Here is a 20,420-nt window from a genome sequence, read left to right on the forward strand (position 1 = left end):
GGCGTTGCCATGGAGAGAACGATTCAATCGTCAACAATGGTGAAGCAGGCGGGCGATCCGGCCGCGGCGCGCGCCTGCCCGGGCTCAGTCGCCGTCGTAGAAGAACTCTTCGCGCACGATCTTGCCGTCCTTGACGGTGTACAGCGCCATCTCTTCCATCGTGAAGCGCTGGCCCGTGGGCTTCATGGTCACGTCGAAGCGAAAGCCGACGATGAAGCGGTCGTCGTGCGGCCAGGGGCCGGCCACCTGGAACGAATGCACCTCGTGGTTGGCGACCCACCATTCGCCCTTGGCGCGGATGGCCGACAGGCCCACCGACTCGCGCGACATGCCGGGCGGCGCGCTGGCCTCGACGCTGACGGCCTCGGGCGCGTAGAGCGCCTGGGCTTCATCGAATGTCCCTGCTTTGCACAGCGCCACGAGCTTGGCGGCGATTTCCTGGGTGTTCATGCGTTTCTCCAGTGAGTTGGGGGGATGACGGGAGGCGCAGTGTAGGCCCGCGCACCCTGCGTCGTCGACCGATGTTCAACGCGCTGGTTCGTTGAGCGCGCGCAGGCTGTCGACGCCCTCCGGCGAGAGCCACAGCAGCGTGTTCAGGTAGGTCTCGATGCGGTCGACCAGCGCGCTGCGCGGGCCCTCGCGCCATTCGGTGGAACCGTAGAACGCCGCCTGCTCGGCCTCCAGCGCCTCGCGGCTCGCGTAGGCGCGCACGAGGTGGTAGCTCTCTTCCTCGTGGTCCGACTTGCCGTAGCTCACCACGTCCATGCCCTTGCCGCGCAGCATGGGCACCGCGCGTTCATGCATCGCGCGGTGGAAGTCGTCGAGGGTGCCGGGCTTGAGGCGGTAGGTGCGGATTTCGAGGAGGCGGGTCATGAGGCGTCTTTCGCTGCAGCGTGAGCTACGCGTAGAGAAACGTAACCACCGTGAAATACAGAACCAGGAGACATGCCAGGATGCCCTTGGCGTTCTTCGTGACGAAATCAATGTAGCGTGACATGGCCTCGTCGGTGAGCCGAGCCTGCAGCGCATGTTCTGCAGGCAGAACAGCACGCAGCAGATAGCCGCCGAAGAAGATGATGGCCACGAGCACGACCATGAGGAGCAGTGGCAGAAGGAGGACCATGAGGGCTTGAGCGTATTCCGCTGGTTTCCACAGCCGGTCGTCAGAGGTCGACGAAGTCATCGGGCATTGCGGCGTGCGTAGCGACACAGTACCGCACGATGCTCTCGCGCGGAATGTCCCGGGAGAACAGGACTTCTGATTCCAGCTCGAATGTCGGGACCGTCTTCCCCCAGGACACCATGTCAATTCCGCCTCGAGACTTGATCTTGTAGAAAAAACCCGTCCGTTCAATGCATGGTCAAGTGCAATTTCAAAACGTATGGATGTGCTCACGTAGATGCTCGCACCCGTCTCTCGCATTGGAATTCGTCGCGGATATCGACCACTATCCCTCGCGGTGCTTGCTCAAGCAGGCCTTGATACTCGTCTCTTCGCGATTGAACTTCACGACGCCACTGTAGTCCGATGTGTCGAGTTGGAAGCGACCGTCGTCGCGGACATAGGCGACCAGAAACTGCGAAGCGGCGACGACAAGGTCCACGCGGTAGCCGTCGGCGCGTTTCGTCTGCCGAACGTGTGGCAGCAGGATGTTTTCCGAGGGGGAGGCCATCGCATCGTTGACGCAATCCACCATTGCTGCCTGCTCCGACTTTCGATAGCGGCCATCCACGATGGTCCGAAACTTTGACGGAGTCGCGACGGTGTTTACGCTCGTGGTGAACTCCCCGGTCGACACGGTGGTACAGCCAGACAAAAGGGCCACGATGGTGAGGGAGGCGGCAAGTTTCACAGGTTCCTTCGCTTGATTGCTGGACGTTGGTACTTCATGCCAGGAAAAGGGCGTCGAGTACGCATTTCTGACGTTGCTCAGTCTACCCACGTGCCGACGGCGGCAACGAGCACTTTGAGCTTCCGGCGAATTGGATCGTGCGTGGGGCAGGGGCGTGAATCACTGTTGCTCTTGTCGAGACCTCAAGAGCCATTCATTGCGGTAGTCCAGCTGACAATGCTGCCGCGGCTGTTGAGCGGTGCGCGTGTCTGTGGAGCAGCAGATCAGGCTTCCTTCATCGGAACTGCGCTCGGCATCGCTAGGACGGTTGCGTACGGAGTACGCAAGAGCTGATGTTGGGGCGCTTCGGACAGGCATGTCTGTCGGCTTGAGACCGTGAACCCGCTCAGCACGGTGGTGCGCACGCTGTCGTCGCACATGGGGCGCCACATCACGACGATCATTGCGGCCGCGGACCCCGACACCGAGCTGTCGAAGGCCTTTCGCAACCACTTCATCCTGTCGCGCCGCGACGAAGGGCGGGTGCTGTTGCAGCAAGCGGCCGAGGCGGGCGAGATCCGGCCGGATGTCGAAGGCTGATCGGCAGCCTGCTCGTCGGGCTTGGCACGAGCCCCGCGAGCGGCAAGCGCAAGCCCGCAACGCGTGCGTCACGGAACAAGGCGGCCTGAAGCGGTGGGGGTGTCGGTGGGCTGAAGCAGGTCCCACTTGTTGCCGCAAAGATCGAGGAAGACGGCAACCGTACCGTGCGGCTCGTGGCGTGGCGCTTCGAGAAAGCGCACGCCGTGGGATGTCATGTGTTCGTGATCGGACGCGAAGTCCGTGGTGTGCAGGAACAGGAACACGCGTCCGCCGGCCTGCTTGCCGACGCTGGCGCTCTGCTCGTCGGTCACGGCCTTGGCCAGCAGCAGCGCGGTGCCGGCATTGCCGGTGTTGCGTGCTGGCGCAACCACCACCCAGCGCTTGCCCGGACCGCGCGGCGTGTCTTCGACCAACTCGAAGCGCAGCGCCTCAGTGAAGAAGCGGATGGCTTCGTCGTAGTCGTGGACGAGGAGGGTGACGGTGGCGAGTTGGCGGGTCATGGGAGGCGTTTGCGTTGCGCTGTCGTGTGTGCTGGCGCTGTCGTCCGCGATCGCGACGCAGCGCTCCATCAGGGCGGCCTCGCGCACCTCTTCGGTGGTGTTCACCTGGAACACGTTCTTGCCGCAGTCGCTGCAATACCGGACGCCGGGCGTGGCGGTGGCCTCGAGTGCGTCCCAGGGCTTGGGGCACGAGAGCGATCCGTCGTGTTCGCTTCCCGACGGCGCCTGTGGATCGACTGGCGCGCGGCCGATGCGGATCGACTTCTTCATGGGGGCGGCGGGCGGCGGGTGCCGAGGATGTACTGCGCGACCCATTCCGCCTGCTCCGGTGTGTCGGGCATGTCGACGCCCCGGGAGCGGCTCAGCAGGTGGAAGATGTTCTGGCGCGGAACGCCGAGCCCGTGCAGCAGGCTGCCCGCGATGAGGCCCGTGCGGCCGATGCCTGCGCGGCAGTGGATGGCGATCGCCTTTCCGCTCGCCAGTTCGGCGCCCAGTTCGGCAATGAAGGCCGCCGCGTCCTGCTGCGATGCCGGCAGGCCTCGGTCCGGAATCGGGAAATGCCGGAACACGATGCCATGTTCGGCGCACAGCGCAGGCTCTTCCCGGAGTTCAAGTGCCCTGATTTCCTGCGCCTCGAGCAGGGAGACCACGATGTCTAGCGAGGCACGCTGCCAGGACGCCACCTCGGCGCGCAGCTGGTCGCCGCCGCGCGGGCGTGCCATCAGGCCCAGCCGATGCGGCGGTATGTCGCGGACCCAGTGGATGGTGGTCTCGAACATGGTCTGCGGACCTTACAGCCGATCGATCAGCCGCATGGCCCTCAGGTGAAAACGATCGCCGTCTTGTGCGCGATGCTCAGCCGCGCCGATTCGTACAGCAGCAGCCACGACTCGGTCTCCCGGTAGAGGCCTTCATCCTCGCCCATGCTGTCGGCGATCCGGGCCGCTTCCTCGTCCGACAGCTCGCCGTCCGAAAGCGTGATGCCGAGCGCGGGCGCCACCAGCACCAATTCTTCGAGCAGGCGGTACGACGAGCCGAGCATGCCGCCGGGCAGGTCGGTCTCGTCTTCCCCGGCAAAGATCACTTCGTCGAAGTCGACCGGCAGGTAGAAACCTTCCGCGTCGGAGTGGCACAGCAAGTGGCTTTCGAACATGCCGGCCACGTCTTCGAGCGTCTCGTCTTCCGTGGGGTCGGCGTCCTCCGGCAGGGGCGTGGCGATCCAGCCGGGGGTCGTCACGCGGTGCGCGTAGGCGCGGCGCAGGTAGTGGATGAACGAATAGGGCAGGCCGTCCAGCGGCGCGCGGGATTCGAGCGGCGGCAGGCTGCGCGGCTCGACGTGCGGCGGCAGGCCGGCTTCGGCGAGCTTGCGGTTCGCGGCAGCGAAATCTGCCTCGAAGTGTTCGGCGCTCTCGGGATCGTTCTCGATCAGGTCGGCGAGGATGCCGACGCAAATGGCCAGGCCCATGGGGTTCTCCAGGTTGTGGGTTCGTCGCGATGGTGACGAGGCGCGGTGAAGGCGGGATGACGGCCCGCCTTCACCGTGGGGTGCCCCGTTACTTCGCCGCCTCCACCTTCACCCGCGCATTCGGCGTCTCGCCGAACATCTCGGGCGCGTACATCGCTTCCACGCGGCTGGGTGGCAGCGCGAAGTCGCCGACGTTGTTCAGGCGCACGGTGTATTCCATCTTCACCACGCCCTTGGGCAGGTACTCGTAGTAGCTGCGGAAGGCCTCGAAGCTGCGTTCCTCGAACGCCGGCCAGCCGCTGCCCGACTTCTTCTCGCCCTGCGTGGCGATCTGCGAGTCGCGGCCCAGGCCGCTGCCCAGGATGGTGGCGCCGCCCGGGACCGGGTCGGTGATCACGACCCAGGTCATGTCGGTGCTGGCGTTGACCTCGATGCTCACGCGCAGCACGTCGCCGCGCGTGTACTTGCCGGCCACGGCCTGCTCGACCGGCGTGACGGTCTTCTTCAGCGCGTAGCCCGCCGCAAACGGTGCCTTCAGCTGCACGGCGGCCAGCGACTGCAGCGTGAGCCACGGCTTGCCGGTGCCCTGCTGCGTCACCAGCAGCGTGTCGCGCACGGGCGCACCCGTGGGCGATGCGGACCAGGGCAGGAACATCGTGTTGTTGCGCAGGTTGCCCGGCGAGGCGGGCGCGCCGAACATCGTGGTCTGGTTCGGGGCGCCGGTTGCGTCGCTGGCCTTCACGCGCTCCACCTTGCTCCAGTCGACCTGCGCCTTCACCGCGCCCAGCGTGGCGGCGGTGACGCCGGCCACCGGCGTGCTCTCGAACACCTTGCTGAACTTCTCCAGCGCCAGCCCGCCCCACAGGTTGGCGGTGGTGGTGTGCCAGGCGCCGTTCTGCTGGCGGCCGATGAAGCCGTTGGCGAGCTTGCCGATGTCGTCCTTCCAGGCCGGGTCGTCCATCACCGTGAGCAGCAGGCGCGCGGTGTTGACGTCGCCGTTGGTCATGAGCCACCACCAGTAGTCGTCCTGCTCGGTGCTGAAGATGAGCTTGGTGCCCTGGTAGGACAGGCGCGCCTTCAGCACGTTGTTGGCCTCGTCCAGGCGCTGCTGGCGCTGCGGCACGTCGTTCACGCGCTTCAGGATGTTGACCCAGTCGATCACCGCGCTGGTGGGCCACTGGTTCGGCGCGATGGTGATGCTGCCGAGCATGCTGCCCTTGGCCTTGCCGTAGCGCGACAAGGCTTCGAGCGCGGCGAGCTTGCGCACGTCCAGGTCCTTGCGCGGGCTCCAGAACTCGCGCGTGACGCGGCCTTCGACGAACGCGATCAGGCCCGACTCCATCGGTGCGCGCGCGTCGTCGGCGAGCGCGAAGGCCGGGTTGAGCTGCGCCGCTTCGTGCGTGGCCGCGAGCAGGTACGACGTGAGGATGTCGCTGCCGCGGTTGGCTTCGCCGTCGCGCGGCGGGAAGTAGCTGGCCAGGCCGTCGCTGTCCAGGTAGGTGGGCAGCGTGGCCAGCACGCCCTGCCACATCTTCGCGTCGCGCAGGCCGACCGCCTTGCTGGTCTTCTGCTCGAGGCAGCTGAAGGGGTAGTTGGCGAACCAGTCGCGCACGCCCGGCAGGCCTTCGGCCAGCTTGGGTTGCAGCGACATCTTCAGGCCGCCGCGGCCGGGCAGGGCGTCGGCGGGCGGTGCCACGTCGAGCGTGAACGGCCCGTCGACCTGCACCAGCGTGGCCTGCTGCACCGTGAGCGGCACGGCGGGCACGATGCGCTGGCGCACCTTGAGCGCGTCGCGCGCGCCACCGACGGTGTCTTTCGCCTCGATCTCCCACAGGATGGCTTCGGCGCGCGTCTGCGCGAGCTGCGCGGGCGCGGTCACGTTCCAGGCCACCTCGCGCGATTCGCCGGCCGGGATGTCGACGGTCTGCGTCTCGAGCGTGAGCAGCGTGGCGCGCGGCGTGGCTTCCACCTTCATCGGCTTCTGCGTGGTGTTGCGCAAGGTGATCTGCGCGCGGAACTGGTCGTCCTCGCGCACCAGCGGCGGCAGGCCGCTGATGATCTGCAGGTCTTGCGTGGCCTGGATGCTGGCCTGGCCGGTGCCGAACAGGCTGGTGCCCGCATCGGCCACGGCCACGATCTTGAAGGTGGTGAGCGCGTCGTTCAGCGGCACCGTCACCACGGCCTGGCCGTTGGCGTCGAGCACGATCTTCGGGTTCCACACGAGCAGGGTGTCGAGCAGTTCGCGCGTCTGGCCCTTGCCGCCGCCGCCGCCCGCGGGCACGGCCTTGCGCCCGTAGTGGCGCCGACCGACGATTTCCATCTGCGCGGTGGAGGTGCTCACGCCCCAGCTGCGCCGCTGCAGCATCGCGTTGAGCAGGTTCCAGCTGTCGTTGGGCATGAGCTCCAGCAGCGCCTGGTCGACCGCGGCCAGCGCCACTTCGGCGCCGGCGGCCGGCTTGCCGTCGGGCAGCTTGGCGGTGATGGTGACCTGCGCCTTGCTGCGGATCGGGTAGCTGGGCTTGTCGCTGGTGACGGTCACGTCGATCTGGTGCGCGCGCGTGCCGACGCGGATCTCGGCCATGCCCAGGCGGTAGGCGGGCTTGCTCAGGTCGACCATGGCCGTGGGCGCGACGTATTCCTTGCCCTCGTACCAGAAGGCGGTCCACCACTCGCGCGGTGCCTTGAAGCCCCAGGTGAAGAAGCTGTACCACGGCACTTCGCGCAGGCGCCCGCGCAGCGCGAGCACGCTCACGTAGGCGTTCGGGCCCCACTCGGGCTTGACCTGCAGGCTGACCGTCGGGTCCTTGCCGTCCAGCTGCACCACGTGCGTCTCGATGATGCCTTCGCGTTCCACGGCCACCAGCGCGGTGGCAAAGCGGAACGGGCTGCGCACCTGGAACTTGGCGACCTCGCCGGGCTGGTAGCTCTTCTTTTCGGGCAGCACGTCGATGCGGTCGTTGTCCTCGCCGCCGAACCACAGTTCGCCCTGCTTGGTCACGTAGACCGAGCTCACGGCGCTGGCGCTGCGGCCGTCGCTGTCGGTGGCGCTGGCCACCAGCTCGACCTCGCCGGCTTCCTTCAGCTCCGACTCGCACAGCAGCAGGCCGCGCGAATCGCTCTTGCCGGAGCAGACGGTGCCGATGTCCTTCGTTTCGGTCTTGTTGTCGTAGGTGTAGAAGCCGCCCACCATGCGCTTGCGGCTGGTGGTGGTGATGCGGGCCACGGCGCGCACGTTGAGCGTCACGCCGGCCTGGGGCTTGCCCGTGAGGTCGAGCGCGAGCGCCTGGAACTTGAGCTTCTGGCTGGTCGAGACCCAGCCCTCGGTCTTGATGCCGGCGATGACCGACGCGGGCCACAGCGTCTGCGTGCTGCGAATGGTCTGCACCTCGCCGTTCGGGTCGGCATACGTGGCTTCGAGCAGCAGCTCGCGCGCCGCCTTCACCTTGGGCACCTTGTCGATCGTGACCTTGCCGGCGCCGTCCTTGTTCAGCGTGAGCGGCAGCTTGTCGGCGATCACGCGGGTGTCGTTCACGCTGTTGAGGTCTTCCTCGCCGGCGCTCGTGTCGGCGGCGGTGGCGGCTTCGCTGCCGTCGCCGGCGGCGCGCGGCGGGTTGAAGCTGAAGGCGTCGTAGTCGGAAAAGCTCAGGCCCTTGCCGCGCACCATGGCCGACACGCGCACCGGCAGGTTGGCGGCGCCGCCGCCGGCCACGTAGTTGATCTGCACGTCGGTGGGCACGCTCGTGGCGGCCACCAGCGGCTTCTTCTCGGTGGGCGCGATGCGGCCTTCGAGCACCGGCAGGCGGAACTCCTCGACGCGGAAGATGCCGGTCGAGTAGGTGCGGTTGTTGCCTTCGTCGCTGGTGCCGTCGCCGCTGCGCAGCTCGACCTGGTACACGCCGAGCTTGGCGGCCGGCGGAATGGCAAAGCTGTTCTCGGCGCTCAGGCCGCCGGTGGCGGTCTTGCGCCAGGCCAGCGGCTGGGTGAAGCGCTGGCCGCTGCCCATGTGGGTCACGACCAGCGTGTCGGGCCGGTCTGCCGGCAGGCCGAAGCCCTTGCTGGTCTGCGTGCGCAGCAGGCTCTTCATCGACACCGTCTCGCCGGCGCGCAGCAGCGTGCGGTCGAAGATGGTGTGGGCGATGCCGTCGGGGCGCACGTCCAGGCTGGTGGGCACGTTGAAGCGCCAGGGCTCGATGCCGCGCTGCCAGTCGCTCCAGGTGAAGGCGAGGTCTTCCACGCCCTTGTCGTCCTTGGCGCGCGCGCTCACGAACCAGGCGCTGGTCTCGTATTCGTTCGGGCCGTTGCAGCTCGGTGCATCGGGCGACACGCCGTTGAGCATCACGATGCCGCTGGCGTCGGTGGTGCCGGTGGCCACGGCCTTGCCGTCGCAGCTGGACACGCGCACCTCGGCGCCCGCCACCACCTTGCCCTTGTCGAGCGTGGTGACCCAGGCCATGGAGTTCTCGCGGCCCAGCTTGAAGTGCACGGCCAGGTTGGTGACCAGCGCGGTGGTGCGCACGTACATCGTGCGCCCGGCGTTGTAGCGCTCGTCGAGCAGGGCTTCGCCGAGTTTCTGCGAGGCGATCTCCAGCACGTGGAAGCCCGGCGTGAGCGGGATGCCGACCACTTCGAAGGGGCGCGGGTCGCCGCTCTCGGCCTTGGGCATGTCCAGGGCCTTCACGCCCGGCTGGCCGCCGAGCAGCGACACCATGCGCGTCTGCACGTGCGAGCGTTCGTTCTTGTCGATCACCGGGGGCAGGGCGCCCTTCACGTCGCGGCGTGCGGTGTCGCGGCTGACCGTGTAGCTGTCGTAGCGGCGCACCTTGCGGTACCACGCGATGATCTCGGCGTCGGTCTTGGGGTTGAGGTCGCTCACCTTGCCGGGCGTGAGCGCCTGCACCATCAGCTGCGGCTCCACGCGGCGCACCGTGACCGGCATCATGGCCGGGGTGCCGGGCTCGGCCAGGCGCTCGATCACGCCGAAGGGCGAGGCCGCGAACTTGGCCAGCGGCGGCATCGCGCCGGTCGCCACCTTCAGCGGAAAGCTGCCGGGCGTGCCCAGCGGGCGGCCCGAGGCGTCCTGGAAGCCGGAAGGCAGCTCGATGCTGAACTGCGTGCTCTCGGCCAGCGGCGGGCCGAAGCTCGCGCTGTTGACCACGTCGTCGTCGTTCTGCGAGCCGCCGCCGCTCTCGAGCGTGGCCTTGATCGATTTGCCGTCGCCCTTGAGCACGATCTGCGAGGCCACCTTGCGCGTCACCGGCGCATTGAACTGCAGCTGCATCGGGCGCAGCGGCAGGCAGGCGGCCTGCGCGTTCTCGCGCTCGCAGCTGAAGGACACGGCGAAGGGCTCGCGCACCTGGTAGTCGAAACGGCGTTCCACGTTGTTGGCGACGCCCGACGGCGTGGCCACGCCCTTGCCGTAGACGACCTGCACCTTGGCGCCGGGCGTGAGCGTGCGGTTGCACTGCATCGTGATGAAGCGCAGCGGGTCTTTCGCGGCTTCCTTCTCGCGGTGGAAGGCCTTGAGCAGCTCGGTACGCGCCTCGCCCTCGAGCAGCTTGGCCGGAATGCGTTCGCCGACACCGTCGGCCGCGCACCAGACGTTCTGGCGCACGCTGTCGATGGTGGCCGCGCCGTTGAGCTCGAGCACGAACATCTGCTGCTCGTCGATGCGGGCGTAGGTGCCCGGCATGTAGTTGCGCACGAACGGGCCGCCGCTATTGAATTGATAGCGTTCGGGGCCGGTCAGCTCGCCGCCGCCGGCCGGCTTGAAGGTGGGAATGCGGGTGACCGAGCAGCGCACGCCGGGCGGCAGGTCGTTCTCGAAGTCGTAGACCCAGGCCTTGGCGTCGGTCCAGCGGCCGGTGCCCTTGCCGGCCTGCGCGTCCGAGCAGCTCACGGTGAGCGGCGCGGGCGCCTTGGGGTCGCCGAAGTTGACCGCCGCCTGATCGAATTTGGCGACGACCTGGCGCACGCGCGCCACTTCGCCCTGCGGGGTCAGGCTGGTGATCTGAAGTGCAAAGCCCGGGCCCGCCGCGAGCGCGCCGGCGGCCAGTAGCAATGTCGGAATGAAACGGTTCACGGAGTTCTCCACCTTGAGGCAGCGCGCAGCGTAGCCGATTTGCATGGCGCTCCGGGAGTGCCAAGCGTCATAGGCCGTGCGTGTTTGAAGCGCGCGTTCGGTCGACGTACGCCGGTCTTCTTACAATCGCTGACGTCGTGCGTGCGCTGCGCAGACCGCCACCAAGACCTCGCCGCCGACCGAATGAAACGCTACTGGGAAATAGACGCCTTGCGCGGGCTGATGCTCGTGCTGATGACCGTCACCCACCTGCCCACGCGGCTGACCGATCCGCTGGGTCAGCCTTTCGGCTTCGTGTCGGCCGCCGAGGGCTTCGTGTTGCTGTCGGCCTTCGTGGCGGGGCTGGTCTACAGCCGCATCGGCCACGTGCGCGGCGTCGACTCGATGCGCCAGGCTTTCTGGCGGCGCGTGCTCAAGGTCTACCTGTGCCAGGCGGCGATCCTGCTGTTTTTGTTCACCGTGATCGCCGCGCTCGGCGTGCACATCGACCAGCCGGCGGTCAAGAACCTCGTGTCGTACTACCTGGCCGAGCCGCGCGACGGCTTCCTGTTCGGGCTGCTGCTGATCTACGAGCCGCCGCTGCTGGACATCCTGCCGATGTACATCTTCTTCATGCTCATGAGCCCCTGGGTGCTGGCCTTTGCCATGCGCCACGGCTGGACGCTCGTGATGGTGGCCAGCGCCACGGTCTGGGCGATGGCGCAGTTCGGGCTCAGCGAATGGGTCTACGGGCTGGCGGTGCGCTACCTCGGCGTGCCGGTGCCGTTCCACGAGATGGGCGCCTTCAACACCTACGCCTGGCAGTTCCTGTGGTTCGCGGGCCTGTGCCTGGGCGCCAGCCGCAACGCGCCCGAGGCCCGGCCGCTGCGCTTTCCGGCCTGGCTGCTCGTGCTGGCGGCGGGCATCGCGCTGTACGGCTTCTACTGGCGCCACACCGGCATCAACGGCCAGGCGCCGTTCGGCGGCGATGTGGAAATGAACCTGCTGTTCGACAAGTGGCAGCTCGGCCCGCTGCGGATCGTGAACCTGGTGGCGCTGGGCATCCTGGCGGTGCGCTTCGGGCCCTGGCTCATGCGCAAGATCCCGCGCCTGCACTGGCTCGAGGCCATGGGCTCGGCCTCGCTGCCGGTGTTCTGCGCGCACCTCGTGGCGGTGCTGCTGGTGCTGGCCTTCTACGGCGACAACCAGATGGCGCGGCCCTGGTGGGGCGACGGCCTGCTGCTGGCGGCGGTGTTCGCGGGGATGTACTTCGTGGCACGCTTCACGCGCGGCGCGGACGTGCCGCCGCCGGCGGACGATGTGCCTTCGGAGCCTGCGCCGGCGTAGGTGTCTGCAGGGAGCACCGCTCGTTTTTTTGAGAAGAGGGGGAGGGCGATGATCGATTCCGTGCTTTGGAGACGTGCACTGGCGGCCTGCGTGCTGGCGTGGGGTGCGGCGGCGCATTCGGCCTTGCCGCAAGCAGCGCAACAGGACGTGCAACGGCGGCTGGATTGCTACGGTGCCGCCAACCCATCGGCCTGCGAAATCACGCTGGCCGACAGCGGCACCCCGTTCGGACGCGTGCATCGCGGCTCGGCGCTCATGATGGGCGTGGAGGTCGATGCCGCAACCCGCGCCCGCGCGATGGAAGACCTTCGCTCGGCGGCGGCGGAAGGCTATACGCCGGCTTATGAATCTCTCGCGGTCTTTCTCAGGCGCGGTGCCGGTCGAAGCGAGAGCCTGCAATGGCGCTGGCTGGCCGCTGAGCGCGGCCACGCCGCTGCGGCGAAACATCTGGGCGGAAGCATCGACTTCGACGGGACAGACCGCCAATCGGCGGCCGACCGGATGTTCCTGTCATGGGTCCACTGCCACCCGGCCTCCTTCGACAGCGACGGCCCCGTGATGAGCGAATTGAACACGGCACGCAAGGCCTCGCCGGGCGCCGACCTGGCGCAAGTGATTGCCCAGGTCCACGCGAAGCGGCTCAACGAAGCCAAGGCCAAGGCCGAGAACTTCCTGCACGGCTGCGTGCCGGGCGCCTACTACCTGGCCAGCCTGCCGCCCGACGACCAGGCCTGGGTGCGCAAGACGGTGCGCGCGCGCATGGCGCAGACGCTGAAGAACATCAAGGAGGCGGTGCGCAAGTTCCCCGACCTGGAGCTGCTCACGCTCCCCGAATACCAGGACCTGCTGCCGCCGCCCTGATCAGGGCGCGTTGGTCGGCGCAACTGGCGCCGCAGGCGGCATCGGCAGATGCGGCGCCACCACCGACTGCCACAGCCGGTAGCCCTCGTCCGTCAGGTGCAGCCGGTCGCCGCGGAACAGCTCGGGGCGCGGGCGGCCGTCCGCGCCGAGCATCGGCGTGTGGATGTCGATGTACTCGCTGTTGGGCAGCAGGTTCAGGTAGGCCGAGATCACGTGGTTGGTCTCGCGGATCTGTGGCATCAGCTGCTCGCGCGACGGGCTGGGCTTGACCGAGATGAAGCTGATGCGCGCGTCGGGCAGCTCGGCGCGCACCGTGTTGGCAAAGCGCGCGAAGCTGTCCAGCACCTGCAGCGGCGTGCGGCCCTCGGCCAGGTCGTTGTCGCCCGCATAGAGCACCACCTGCCGGGGCTTGTAGCGCACCACGAGGTCGCGCGCGAACAGGGCGCAGTCGGCCAGCGTCGAGCCGCCGAAGCCGCGGTTGACGATGCCGCCCGGCACGCGGGAAAAATCCTGCGACAGGCGCGTCCACATGCGCACGGTGGAGCTGCCCACGAACACCACGCCGCCCGGCGCCGGAAAGCGCTCCTGGTCGGCGCGCGCGAAGGCGGCCAGTTCGTTGTGCCAGCGGGCCTTGGCGGCGAGGTAGGCGGAGGCGGTGTCGGCGGCCGTGGCGCCGTCGGCTTCGTAGGGGAAGGCGGCGGCCGCGGTCTGGGCCTGGGCGGTGAAGGCGGCGGTTGCCAGCAGCAGGGCGGCGGTGGCCGCCAGCGCGGATTTCATCGAAGGCATCGGAAAGAGAACGGAAGCGGAGAAATTCAGGACAGGGTCAGAGCGTTTTTTCGATCAGCGGCCCATGGAACAGCACCGGCCCGGTCGGGCCGCCCGCGCTCGGCACGCCGCCCTTGGGCTCCAGGCTGATCGCCAGCGCCGGCACGCGCACATCGGATTCCGAGGCGGCCAGCCGCAGCGCCGGTGCATTGTCCAGCACGCCGAGCGAGCGCGGCGCGCCGCCGGGCGGCAGGGCCCACAGCTGCAGCGACTTGTCGGCGCCTTCGCGGAAGCTGCCCACGCGCTGCAGCACGAGCTGCTTCTTCTTCGGGTCGAAGGTCACGAGCATGGAGGCCGCGGCCTTGTCGTCGGACAGCACGGCCACGTACTGCACGGCGGGCGCGTTGACCAGCTGCTCGCGCAGGTTCAGGCCCACGCCCACGGCCAGCACGGCCACGAGCGCGCCGGCCGCGGCGGCGCCGCGCCACAGCGCGAGGCTGCGCAGCCAGCCGCCCGTCGATGCAGAGGCAATGGGCGCGGCGTTGTCGCGCTGCCGCTCGAGGGCCTGCTGCGCCTGCTCGGCGTCGATCAGGTTGCGGATGCGGGTCCAGACGGCCGGGTCGGGCGCGACGGGCTGCTGCAGCTCGGTCATGCCGGCCAGCCGGCCCTGCCAGACCAGCGCGGCGGCGCGCACGGGCGCCTGCTCGCGCGCCAGGGTTTCGAAGCGGCGGCGGGCGCCGCCGCGCAGCGTGCCCAGCGCATGGCTGGCGGCCAGCAGTTCGAGCAGTTCGGGGTGGGCAAGGAGGTTCATGGGGCGGGTCTCGTGGTCAGGCGAAGCGGCCCATGCAGGTGCGCAGCTTCTCGAGCCCGCGACGGATCCAGGTCTTCACGGTGCCCAGCGGCAGCTTGAGCTGTTCGGCCAGCTCGCCGTGGCTCATCTCGCGCAGGTAGGCCAGGCTGACCACCTCGCGCTGGCGGCCCTCGAGCTGGCTCAGGCACTGGTGCAGCGCCCAGGCCTGCTCGCTCGCATCGGCCATGTCGGCCGGGTTGGGCGTGTCGGATTCGAAGGTGTCGGCCATCAGCTCGTCGAACTCCTGCGTGAGCTGGGCGCGGTCGGCGGTGCGGCGGCGCAGCAGGTCGAGCGAGCGGCTGCGCACGATGAGCCCCAGCCAGGCCAGCGGCGGGCTCAGCGAGGCGCGGTAGTCGCCGGCCACGCGCCAGACGGTGAGAAAGGACTCCTGCAGCACGTCTTCGGCCCACTCGCGCTGGCGCACCACCCGCATCGCCAGGCCCATGAGGCGGGGCGAGGTGCGGTCGTACAGCTGCCGCAGGGCGGCTTCGTCGCGATGGCCGATCCGGTCGATCAGCGCCATCAGTTCGGCGTCGGGGCTGGGTGCGGTCATCGGCGGATTGTGGGGCATCGGTGCGCATGTCCGAGGTACGGCCCGGCGGGGGCGGCGGATTCAGCGCGGCCCGCCTGAATCCACCGGCCATCGGGCTGCGTACACGGGACAGGGGGCGTCGAGATGCAGAACTCCAGACGGCGGCTCTTTCTCTTTCACCACCGATCAAACAGACACCGAGGAAACGACCATGCACATCCGCACCCTGACCGTCCTGGCTTCCACCACCGCAGCGGCGCTTGGCCTGGCCGCCTGTTCCGGCATGGGCGCCAAGCCCGCGCCGATGTTCTCGCAGGCCAGCCTGCCCGACGCCGTGAAGGTGCCCGCCGGCCACCGCGTGGCCATGGAAACCGTGGGCGCGGGCGACATCACCTACGAATGCCGCGCCAAGGCCAACACGCCGGGCGCGCACGAGTGGGTCTTCGTCGGCCCCGACGCCAAGCTGATGGACCGCGCCGGCAAGCAGGTCGGCAAGTACTACGGCCCGCCCGCCACCTGGGAGAACGCGGACGGCTCGAAGGTCACGGCCACACAGGTGGCGGTGGCGCCGAACGGTACCGGCAACATTCCCCACCAATTGGTGAAGGCCAACCCCGCCACCGGCATGGGCGCCATGCAGGGCGTGAGCTACATCCAGCGCGTCGCCACGCAGGGCGGCGTGGCGCCCGCCGCCACCTGTGGCGCGACGAATCTGGGCCAGAAACAGGTCGTGAAGTACCAGGCCGACTACATCTTCTATCGCGCCGGCTGAAGCGCCGGGAACCCCCGCCGCGCCGCCGTTTGGAAACATTCGGCAACGTATACTGCGCCGCAAAACGGAGCGGGACCGCGTGCGCGCGGGGGCGGGAATGAAGCAAATTGCGATCGTGATCGCGCTCTGCGTGGGCGCGTGGTTCTTCTTTGTCGGCGGCCGCAAGCTCGACGAGGCGATGGTGCGCGACTACTACCGGAAGGACGCCCACGCCGTGTACTCGCGCGACGCCGAGGCGATCTGCAAGCAACTCAGCCGCAAGGCGGTGATCGAGAGCAAGGTCACGGCCATGGGCCGCACCCTCGAGACCACCCAGAACCGCGACGAAGCCTGCGACACGGTGAAGGAGAACATCGAGCTGTTTCGCACCGTCGGCGACCGCATGGGCGGCATCCTCACCATCGAGTACGACTACCACATCGACAGCATCGAGGTGGCCACCGACCGCAAGAGCGCCACCGTCACGGGCACCAGCGTGCTGAAGATGGGCGAGTCGGTGCTGCAGTACAAGAGCAGTTTCACCCAACGCCTGGAGCGCGAACTCGGCCAGATGCGCCTCGTGCATTCCAACGGCGTCACCGTGGTGCGCCTGGGCGGCGCGGGCGCCATGAGCCAGAGCGACTTCTTCCGCAAGTAGCCGCAGCACCACAGGCCCCGCCATGATCGACCGCGACTCCCTGCCGCCGCCCCCGCCGTTCTGGCACCGCCTCAACAGCTTCTTCGCCTTTCCGCTGCAGCTGCGGCCGCTGGCCTACGGCCTGGTGCTGTCGTTCTGCAGCCTGCTGTTCGAGGCCGTGTTCTTCCTGCCCGATGCGCTGGCCTTCGTCGTCATCGAGGTCGGCATCATCCTGGCGGCCAGCCGCTACGGCTTCAAGGTCATCGCGCTGGGCGCGCGCGGCATCCGCGACTCGGCCGACTTCGGCCGTGAATCGAGCGACGAGTGGACCTACCTGCCGTGGAAGCTCTTCGCCATCTCGCTGGTGCAGACGATGCTCATCGGCTGGCTCGCCTGGTACGAGCCGGTGCTGGGCACGGTGGGTCTCTTCATCATGTCCTTCACCTTCCCGGCGGCGGTGATCGTGCTGGTGCAGTCGGGCAGCTTCTTCCAGGCCATGAACCCGGGCTACGTGATGGACGCGATGCGCACCATCGGCTGGCCCTACGCGCTGCTGTGCTTCTTCCTGTTCCTGCTGAGCACGGGTGCGCAGGTGGCGATCTCGATGGTGCTGCCGGTGTTCGACGGACGCATCGTGCTGCCGATCGTCAACTTCGCGTTCATCTACTTCGGCTGGGTGATGGCCAGCCTCCTGGGCTACGTGATGTACCAGCACCACGACGCCTTCGGCATCGACCTCGTGCCCGGCGCGGGCGCTGACATCGGCGCGCCGGTCGACCGCCGCACGCCTGCGCAGATCGCCGCGCAGCGCACCGACGCAGAGGTGGCGCAGTGCATCACCGACGGCGACCTGGCCGCCGCGCTGGGCATTGCCTACGAGGCGCAGCGCACCGCCGACGCCGACGACCTGGCCGCGCAGCGCCGCTACCACCGCGTGCTGGCGCTCATGCCCGAGAAGAAGGACACGCTGTTCGACCACGCGCGCCGCTTCATTCCGCTGCTGATGCGGCGCGACCTCGCATCGGACGCGCTGAAAGTCTTCAAGGCCTGCCGCGCCATCGACAAGACCTTCGTGCTCGACGACCCGGCGATGGTCATCGCGATGGCCCGCGCCGAGTGGCGTGGCGGCGACGCCCACGGCACACTCGCGCTGCTGTCGGGCTTCGACAAGCGCTTCCGCGGCCACGCGGCGATCCCGCAGGCCTACGAGCTGGCAGCCCGCGCGCTGGTGCAGGGGCTGGGCCGCACGGACATGGCGCAGCCGATCCTCACGACGCTCGAGGCCCGCTACCCCGAGAGCGAGCAGACGCAGGAAGTGCGCTGGCTGCTGCGGCCGGCGGCCTGAGAGGGGACCGGCCCGCGGATCAGGGCAAAATTCCGCACGCCGCGCCGGCCGGACCTGCCTCCTATGCCGCCCCTTTCGCCCGAACCGTCCCTTCCTGCTCCCTCATCTTCTGCATCGCCGGCGCGTTCCCGCCGCCGCGCGCTGGCGGCCTGGGCGGGCGCCGTGGCGCTGGCGCTGCTGCTGATTGCCGTGGCCGGCCAGTGGGCCGCGCGGCGCGAGGCGAACTTCCAGGCCGACTCGATCCGCCGCGCCATGGAAGTGCACGTGCTCGGCCTGCGCGACGCCGCCGGCAAGTACGGCTACCTGCCGTTCACCGCCGGCATGCACCCCGACGTGCTGGCCGTGCTGGCCCACCCGCAGGACCCCGCCGCGCGGCAGCGCGCCAACCACCACATCGAGGAGGTGAACCGCCTCGCGGGCTCCGACGCGCTGTACCTCACCGACCCGCAGGGCCTCACGCTGGCCGCGAGCAACTGGGCCACGCCGCAGAGCTTCGTGGGCGAGTCGTACGCCAACCGGCCGTACTTTCTCGACGCGCGGGCCGGGCGGCGCGGCCTGTTCTACGGCGTGGGCCAGACCACGGGCGAGCCGGGGCTGTTCATGTCGGCACCGGTGCGCGCCGAGGGCGGCGGCGAGGTGCTGGGCGTGGTCACCGTCAAGGTCAGCCTGCGCCAGCTGCACGACGCCTGGGCCTTCGTGCGCGACCCGATCCTGCTGACCGACGCGCGCGGCATCGTGTTCCTGAGTTCGGTGCCGGGCTGGATGTACCAGGCCACGCGGGCGCTGAGCCCCGCCGACCTGGCCGGCATCGAGCACGATCAGCAGTACGGCACGCGCACCCGCTTCGCGCCGCTGCCCTGGCGCGTCGAGCACATCGAAGGCGCGCCGGGCTACCTGGTGCGCACCACGGTCGGCGGCAAGGCGCGCCGTTTTCTCGCCGTGGACGAGCCCTTGCCCGACCTGGGCTGGACCCTGACGGTGATGGCCGACCACGCCGAAGTCACCCGCGCGCGCGAGCGCACCTGGATGCTCGGCCTGCTGGGCGCCGGCGTGCTGCTGCTGGGCGCGCTGTACTGGCGGCTGCGCGAGCGCCGCTTCGCCGAGCAGCGCGACGCGCGGCGCGACCTCGAGCTGCGCGTGCGCGAGCGCACCCACGAGCTGGACCAGGCCCACGCCTTCCGCAAGGCGATGGAAGACTCGCTGCTGGTCGGCATGCGCGCGCGCGACCTGCAGGGCCGCATCATCTACGTCAACCCGGCCTTCTGCGAGATGACCGGCTACGGCGCCGACGAGCTGCTGGGGCGGCTGCCGCCGTACCCCTACTGGCACCCCGACGACGTGACGCAGCACTGGTTCCACTACGAGGCCATGATGAGCGGGCAGCCCGCGCGCTCGGGCTTCGAGTCGCGCCTGCGGCACCGCGACGGGCACGAGGTCATCACCATGGTCTACACCGCGCGGCTCATCGACGCCGACGGCCGCCACAGCGGCTGGATGAGCTCGGTGGTCGACATCACCGAGCAGAAGCGCGCCGAGCTGCGCCAGCGCCAGAACGACGAGCAGCTGCAGCACGCGCAGCGCCTGGCCAGCCTGGGCGAGATGGCCTCCACGCTGGCGCACGAACTCAACCAGCCGCTGATGGCGCTGAGCAACTTCGCCAGCGCCGCCAAGGCCTTCGCCGCGCAGGGCAACCAGCCGCTGCTGGCCAGCAGCCTCGACGAGACCGTGGCGCAGGCCAAACGCAGCGCCGAGATCGTGCGGCGCATCCGCGGCTTCGTGCGCCAGCGCACCGCCGGCACCGAAGACTGCGCCGTGGCCGCGCTCGTGGCCAATGCGCTGGCGCTGTTGCAGGGCGAGATGCGCCAGCGGCAGGTGCGCGCCGAGGTGCGCATTCCGCCCGCGCTGCCGCCGGTGCGCGGCGACCGCGTGCTGCTCGAGCAGGTGCTGCTGAACCTGCTGTCCAACAGCCTGCAGGCGATGCAGCAGGGCACGCCGCCCGAGCGGCGCGTGGTCGAGGTCGAGGCCGGGTTGCATGAAGGCCGCGTGCACATCCGCATCGCCGACCACGGCCCCGGCATCGACGCCGCGCTGGCCGAGCAGGTCTTCGCGCCGTTCTTCACCACCAAGGCCGGCGGGCTCGGGCTGGGCCTGAACATCTGCCGCACCATCGTGGAGGCCCACCGCGGCCGCTTGTCGTTTGCCGACCGGCCCGGCGGCGGCACGGTCTTCACCCTCGAACTGGAGGCTTCCCCGTGAACGCACCCCTGCTTGCCAACCACCTGTGCGTCGTCGACGACGACGAGGCCGTGCGCCGCTCCCTGGGCCTGCTGCTGCTGTCGCGCGGCCACGCGGTGCAGGCCTTTGCCTCGGGCGAAGCCTTCCTGGCCGGCGCCGACCTGCAGCGCCCCGGCTGCGCCATCCTCGACCTGCGCATGGAGGGCATGAGCGGGCTGCAGGTGTTCGACGCGCTGCGCGCGCAGGACAGCCCGCTGGTCGTGATCTTCCTGTCCGGGCACGGCGACATCCCGATGGCGGTCGAGGCGGTGCAGAACGGCGCCTTGGGCTGGCTGGAAAAGCCCTGCAACGACGAGCGCCTGCTCGACAGCATCGCCAAGGCGTTGCAGAAAGCCGAGGAGATCGCCGTGCGCCGCCAGGCCCGGCAGGCCGCGCAGGCGCTGTGGGCCAAGCTCACGCCGCGCGAGATGCAGGTCGCCCGGCTCGTGGCCGAAGGCCTGCCCAACAAGCGCATCGCGCAGGAACTGGCACCGCTGGAACTGCGCACGGTGGAGACGCACCGGGCCCACATGTTCGCGAAGCTGGGCTTTTCGAGCAGCCTGGAGCTGGATCGCTTCCTGCGCGAGCACGGGTTGTAGTTCT

The 20,420-nt window shown here is 69.0% G+C and carries 19 protein-coding genes; 8 read left to right on the forward strand and 11 right to left on the reverse strand.

The features are described from left to right. Positions 1-84: 84 nt before the first annotated feature. From AC07YS_RS04240 to AC07YS_RS04255, 4 genes are all read right to left on the reverse strand, one after another. Positions 85-450, reverse strand: a complete 366-nt coding sequence (locus tag AC07YS_RS04240) for a nuclear transport factor 2 family protein (protein WP_062474347.1) — start codon at positions 448-450, stop codon at positions 85-87. A 75-nt stretch (positions 451-525) separates the two neighbouring features. After that, complete coding sequence (locus AC07YS_RS04245) at positions 526-873, reverse strand: NIPSNAP family protein (protein ID WP_495268211.1); 348 nt, start codon at positions 871-873, stop codon at positions 526-528. 25 nt (positions 874-898) lie between these two features. Then, positions 899-1,183: a hypothetical protein gene (locus AC07YS_RS04250; RefSeq protein ID WP_495268212.1), complete on the reverse strand. Its 285-nt coding sequence runs from the start codon at positions 1,181-1,183 to the stop codon at positions 899-901. A 265-nt stretch (positions 1,184-1,448) separates the two neighbouring features. Beyond that, on the reverse strand, positions 1,449-1,853 hold the full coding sequence (locus tag AC07YS_RS04255) for a hypothetical protein (RefSeq protein WP_390341839.1): 405 nt from the start codon (positions 1,851-1,853) through the stop codon (positions 1,449-1,451). A gap of 375 nt (positions 1,854-2,228) precedes the next feature. Between AC07YS_RS04255 and AC07YS_RS04260 the strand changes: the two genes are divergently transcribed. Beyond that, positions 2,229-2,432, forward strand: coding sequence for a TetR-like C-terminal domain-containing protein (locus AC07YS_RS04260; protein WP_495268213.1), 204 nt, complete (start codon positions 2,229-2,231; stop codon positions 2,430-2,432). Positions 2,433-2,500: 68 nt separating this feature from the next. Here AC07YS_RS04260 and AC07YS_RS04265 read toward each other — a convergent pair whose 3' ends face one another. The 4 genes from AC07YS_RS04265 to AC07YS_RS04280 form a co-directional block, all read right to left on the reverse strand. Next, the gene (locus tag AC07YS_RS04265; RefSeq protein ID WP_495268214.1) at positions 2,501-3,202 is read right to left on the reverse strand and encodes a VOC family protein; all 702 of its coding nucleotides are present in this window, start codon (positions 3,200-3,202) and stop codon (positions 2,501-2,503) included. After that, the gene (locus AC07YS_RS04270) at positions 3,199-3,711 is read right to left on the reverse strand and encodes a phosphatase domain-containing putative toxin (RefSeq protein WP_495268215.1); all 513 of its coding nucleotides are present in this window, start codon (positions 3,709-3,711) and stop codon (positions 3,199-3,201) included. The genes AC07YS_RS04265 and AC07YS_RS04270 overlap by 4 nt, the downstream gene beginning before the upstream one ends. Before the next feature lie 41 nt (positions 3,712-3,752). Next, positions 3,753-4,397, reverse strand: coding sequence for a putative DNA-mimic protein (locus tag AC07YS_RS04275; protein ID WP_495268216.1), 645 nt, complete (start codon positions 4,395-4,397; stop codon positions 3,753-3,755). A gap of 88 nt (positions 4,398-4,485) precedes the next feature. After that, on the reverse strand, positions 4,486-10,476 hold the full coding sequence (locus AC07YS_RS04280) for an alpha-2-macroglobulin family protein (protein ID WP_495268236.1): 5,991 nt from the start codon (positions 10,474-10,476) through the stop codon (positions 4,486-4,488). Between the two features lie 183 nt (positions 10,477-10,659). Here AC07YS_RS04280 and opgC point away from each other — a divergent pair, with 183 nt between their 5' ends. Then, positions 10,660-11,802, forward strand: a complete 1,143-nt coding sequence (gene opgC, locus AC07YS_RS04285) for an OpgC domain-containing protein (protein WP_062474337.1) — start codon at positions 10,660-10,662, stop codon at positions 11,800-11,802. A gap of 60 nt (positions 11,803-11,862) precedes the next feature. After that, positions 11,863-12,663: a hypothetical protein gene (locus AC07YS_RS04290; protein ID WP_495268217.1), complete on the forward strand. Its 801-nt coding sequence runs from the start codon at positions 11,863-11,865 to the stop codon at positions 12,661-12,663. On the opposite strand, the gene AC07YS_RS04295 is transcribed toward AC07YS_RS04290, so the two are convergent. The 3 genes from AC07YS_RS04295 to AC07YS_RS04305 are packed head-to-tail and all read right to left on the reverse strand — an operon-like array spanning position 12,664 to position 14,831. Next, positions 12,664-13,440 (reverse strand): SGNH/GDSL hydrolase family protein, encoded by a 777-nt coding sequence (locus AC07YS_RS04295; protein ID WP_495268218.1) that lies wholly within the window; start codon positions 13,438-13,440, stop codon positions 12,664-12,666. Positions 13,441-13,486: 46 nt separating this feature from the next. Beyond that, positions 13,487-14,239 (reverse strand): anti-sigma factor, encoded by a 753-nt coding sequence (locus AC07YS_RS04300; RefSeq protein WP_139702398.1) that lies wholly within the window; start codon positions 14,237-14,239, stop codon positions 13,487-13,489. 16 nt (positions 14,240-14,255) lie between these two features. Beyond that, positions 14,256-14,831 (reverse strand): RNA polymerase sigma factor, encoded by a 576-nt coding sequence (locus tag AC07YS_RS04305; RefSeq protein WP_487849019.1) that lies wholly within the window; start codon positions 14,829-14,831, stop codon positions 14,256-14,258. A 190-nt stretch (positions 14,832-15,021) separates the two neighbouring features. Here AC07YS_RS04305 and AC07YS_RS04310 point away from each other — a divergent pair, with 190 nt between their 5' ends. From AC07YS_RS04310 to AC07YS_RS04330, 5 genes are all read left to right on the forward strand, one after another. Beyond that, the gene (locus AC07YS_RS04310) at positions 15,022-15,582 is read left to right on the forward strand and encodes a DUF3455 domain-containing protein (RefSeq protein WP_495268219.1); all 561 of its coding nucleotides are present in this window, start codon (positions 15,022-15,024) and stop codon (positions 15,580-15,582) included. A 97-nt stretch (positions 15,583-15,679) separates the two neighbouring features. Further along, positions 15,680-16,219, forward strand: coding sequence for a hypothetical protein (locus tag AC07YS_RS04315; RefSeq protein WP_070062213.1), 540 nt, complete (start codon positions 15,680-15,682; stop codon positions 16,217-16,219). A gap of 22 nt (positions 16,220-16,241) precedes the next feature. After that, complete coding sequence (locus AC07YS_RS04320; RefSeq protein WP_495268220.1) at positions 16,242-17,543, forward strand: hypothetical protein; 1,302 nt, start codon at positions 16,242-16,244, stop codon at positions 17,541-17,543. 63 nt (positions 17,544-17,606) lie between these two features. Continuing rightward, positions 17,607-19,799 (forward strand): ATP-binding protein, encoded by a 2,193-nt coding sequence (locus AC07YS_RS04325; protein ID WP_495268221.1) that lies wholly within the window; start codon positions 17,607-17,609, stop codon positions 19,797-19,799. Continuing rightward, the gene (locus AC07YS_RS04330) at positions 19,796-20,416 is read left to right on the forward strand and encodes a response regulator transcription factor (RefSeq protein ID WP_495268222.1); all 621 of its coding nucleotides are present in this window, start codon (positions 19,796-19,798) and stop codon (positions 20,414-20,416) included. The genes AC07YS_RS04325 and AC07YS_RS04330 overlap by 4 nt, the downstream gene beginning before the upstream one ends. Positions 20,417-20,420: the final 4 nt, after the last annotated feature.

This window comes from Variovorax sp. GW458-11-26-14-LB1 (genome assembly GCF_059423965.1).

What these genes read in the sequence shown, in the direction of transcription:
- AC07YS_RS04240 (WP_062474347.1), bottom strand. Translation starts at nt 450, where the DNA reads ATGAACACCCAGGAAATCGCCGCCAAGCTCGTGGCGCTGTGCAAAGCA.
- AC07YS_RS04245 (WP_495268211.1), bottom strand. Translation starts at nt 873, where the DNA reads ATGACCCGCCTCCTCGAAATCCGCACCTACCGCCTCAAGCCCGGCACC.
- AC07YS_RS04250 (WP_495268212.1), bottom strand. Translation starts at nt 1,183, where the DNA reads ATGACTTCGTCGACCTCTGACGACCGGCTGTGGAAACCAGCGGAATAC.
- AC07YS_RS04265 (WP_495268214.1), bottom strand. Translation starts at nt 3,202, where the DNA reads ATGAAGAAGTCGATCCGCATCGGCCGCGCGCCAGTCGATCCACAGGCG.
- AC07YS_RS04270 (WP_495268215.1), bottom strand. Translation starts at nt 3,711, where the DNA reads ATGTTCGAGACCACCATCCACTGGGTCCGCGACATACCGCCGCATCGG.
- AC07YS_RS04275 (WP_495268216.1), bottom strand. Translation starts at nt 4,397, where the DNA reads ATGGGCCTGGCCATTTGCGTCGGCATCCTCGCCGACCTGATCGAGAAC.
- opgC (WP_062474337.1), top strand. Translation starts at nt 10,660, where the DNA reads ATGAAACGCTACTGGGAAATAGACGCCTTGCGCGGGCTGATGCTCGTG.
- AC07YS_RS04295 (WP_495268218.1), bottom strand. Translation starts at nt 13,440, where the DNA reads ATGAAATCCGCGCTGGCGGCCACCGCCGCCCTGCTGCTGGCAACCGCC.
- AC07YS_RS04300 (WP_139702398.1), bottom strand. Translation starts at nt 14,239, where the DNA reads ATGAACCTCCTTGCCCACCCCGAACTGCTCGAACTGCTGGCCGCCAGC.
- AC07YS_RS04305 (WP_487849019.1), bottom strand. Translation starts at nt 14,831, where the DNA reads ATGACCGCACCCAGCCCCGACGCCGAACTGATGGCGCTGATCGACCGG.
- AC07YS_RS04310 (WP_495268219.1), top strand. Translation starts at nt 15,022, where the DNA reads ATGCACATCCGCACCCTGACCGTCCTGGCTTCCACCACCGCAGCGGCG.
- AC07YS_RS04315 (WP_070062213.1), top strand. Translation starts at nt 15,680, where the DNA reads ATGAAGCAAATTGCGATCGTGATCGCGCTCTGCGTGGGCGCGTGGTTC.
- AC07YS_RS04320 (WP_495268220.1), top strand. Translation starts at nt 16,242, where the DNA reads ATGATCGACCGCGACTCCCTGCCGCCGCCCCCGCCGTTCTGGCACCGC.
- AC07YS_RS04325 (WP_495268221.1), top strand. Translation starts at nt 17,607, where the DNA reads ATGCCGCCCCTTTCGCCCGAACCGTCCCTTCCTGCTCCCTCATCTTCT.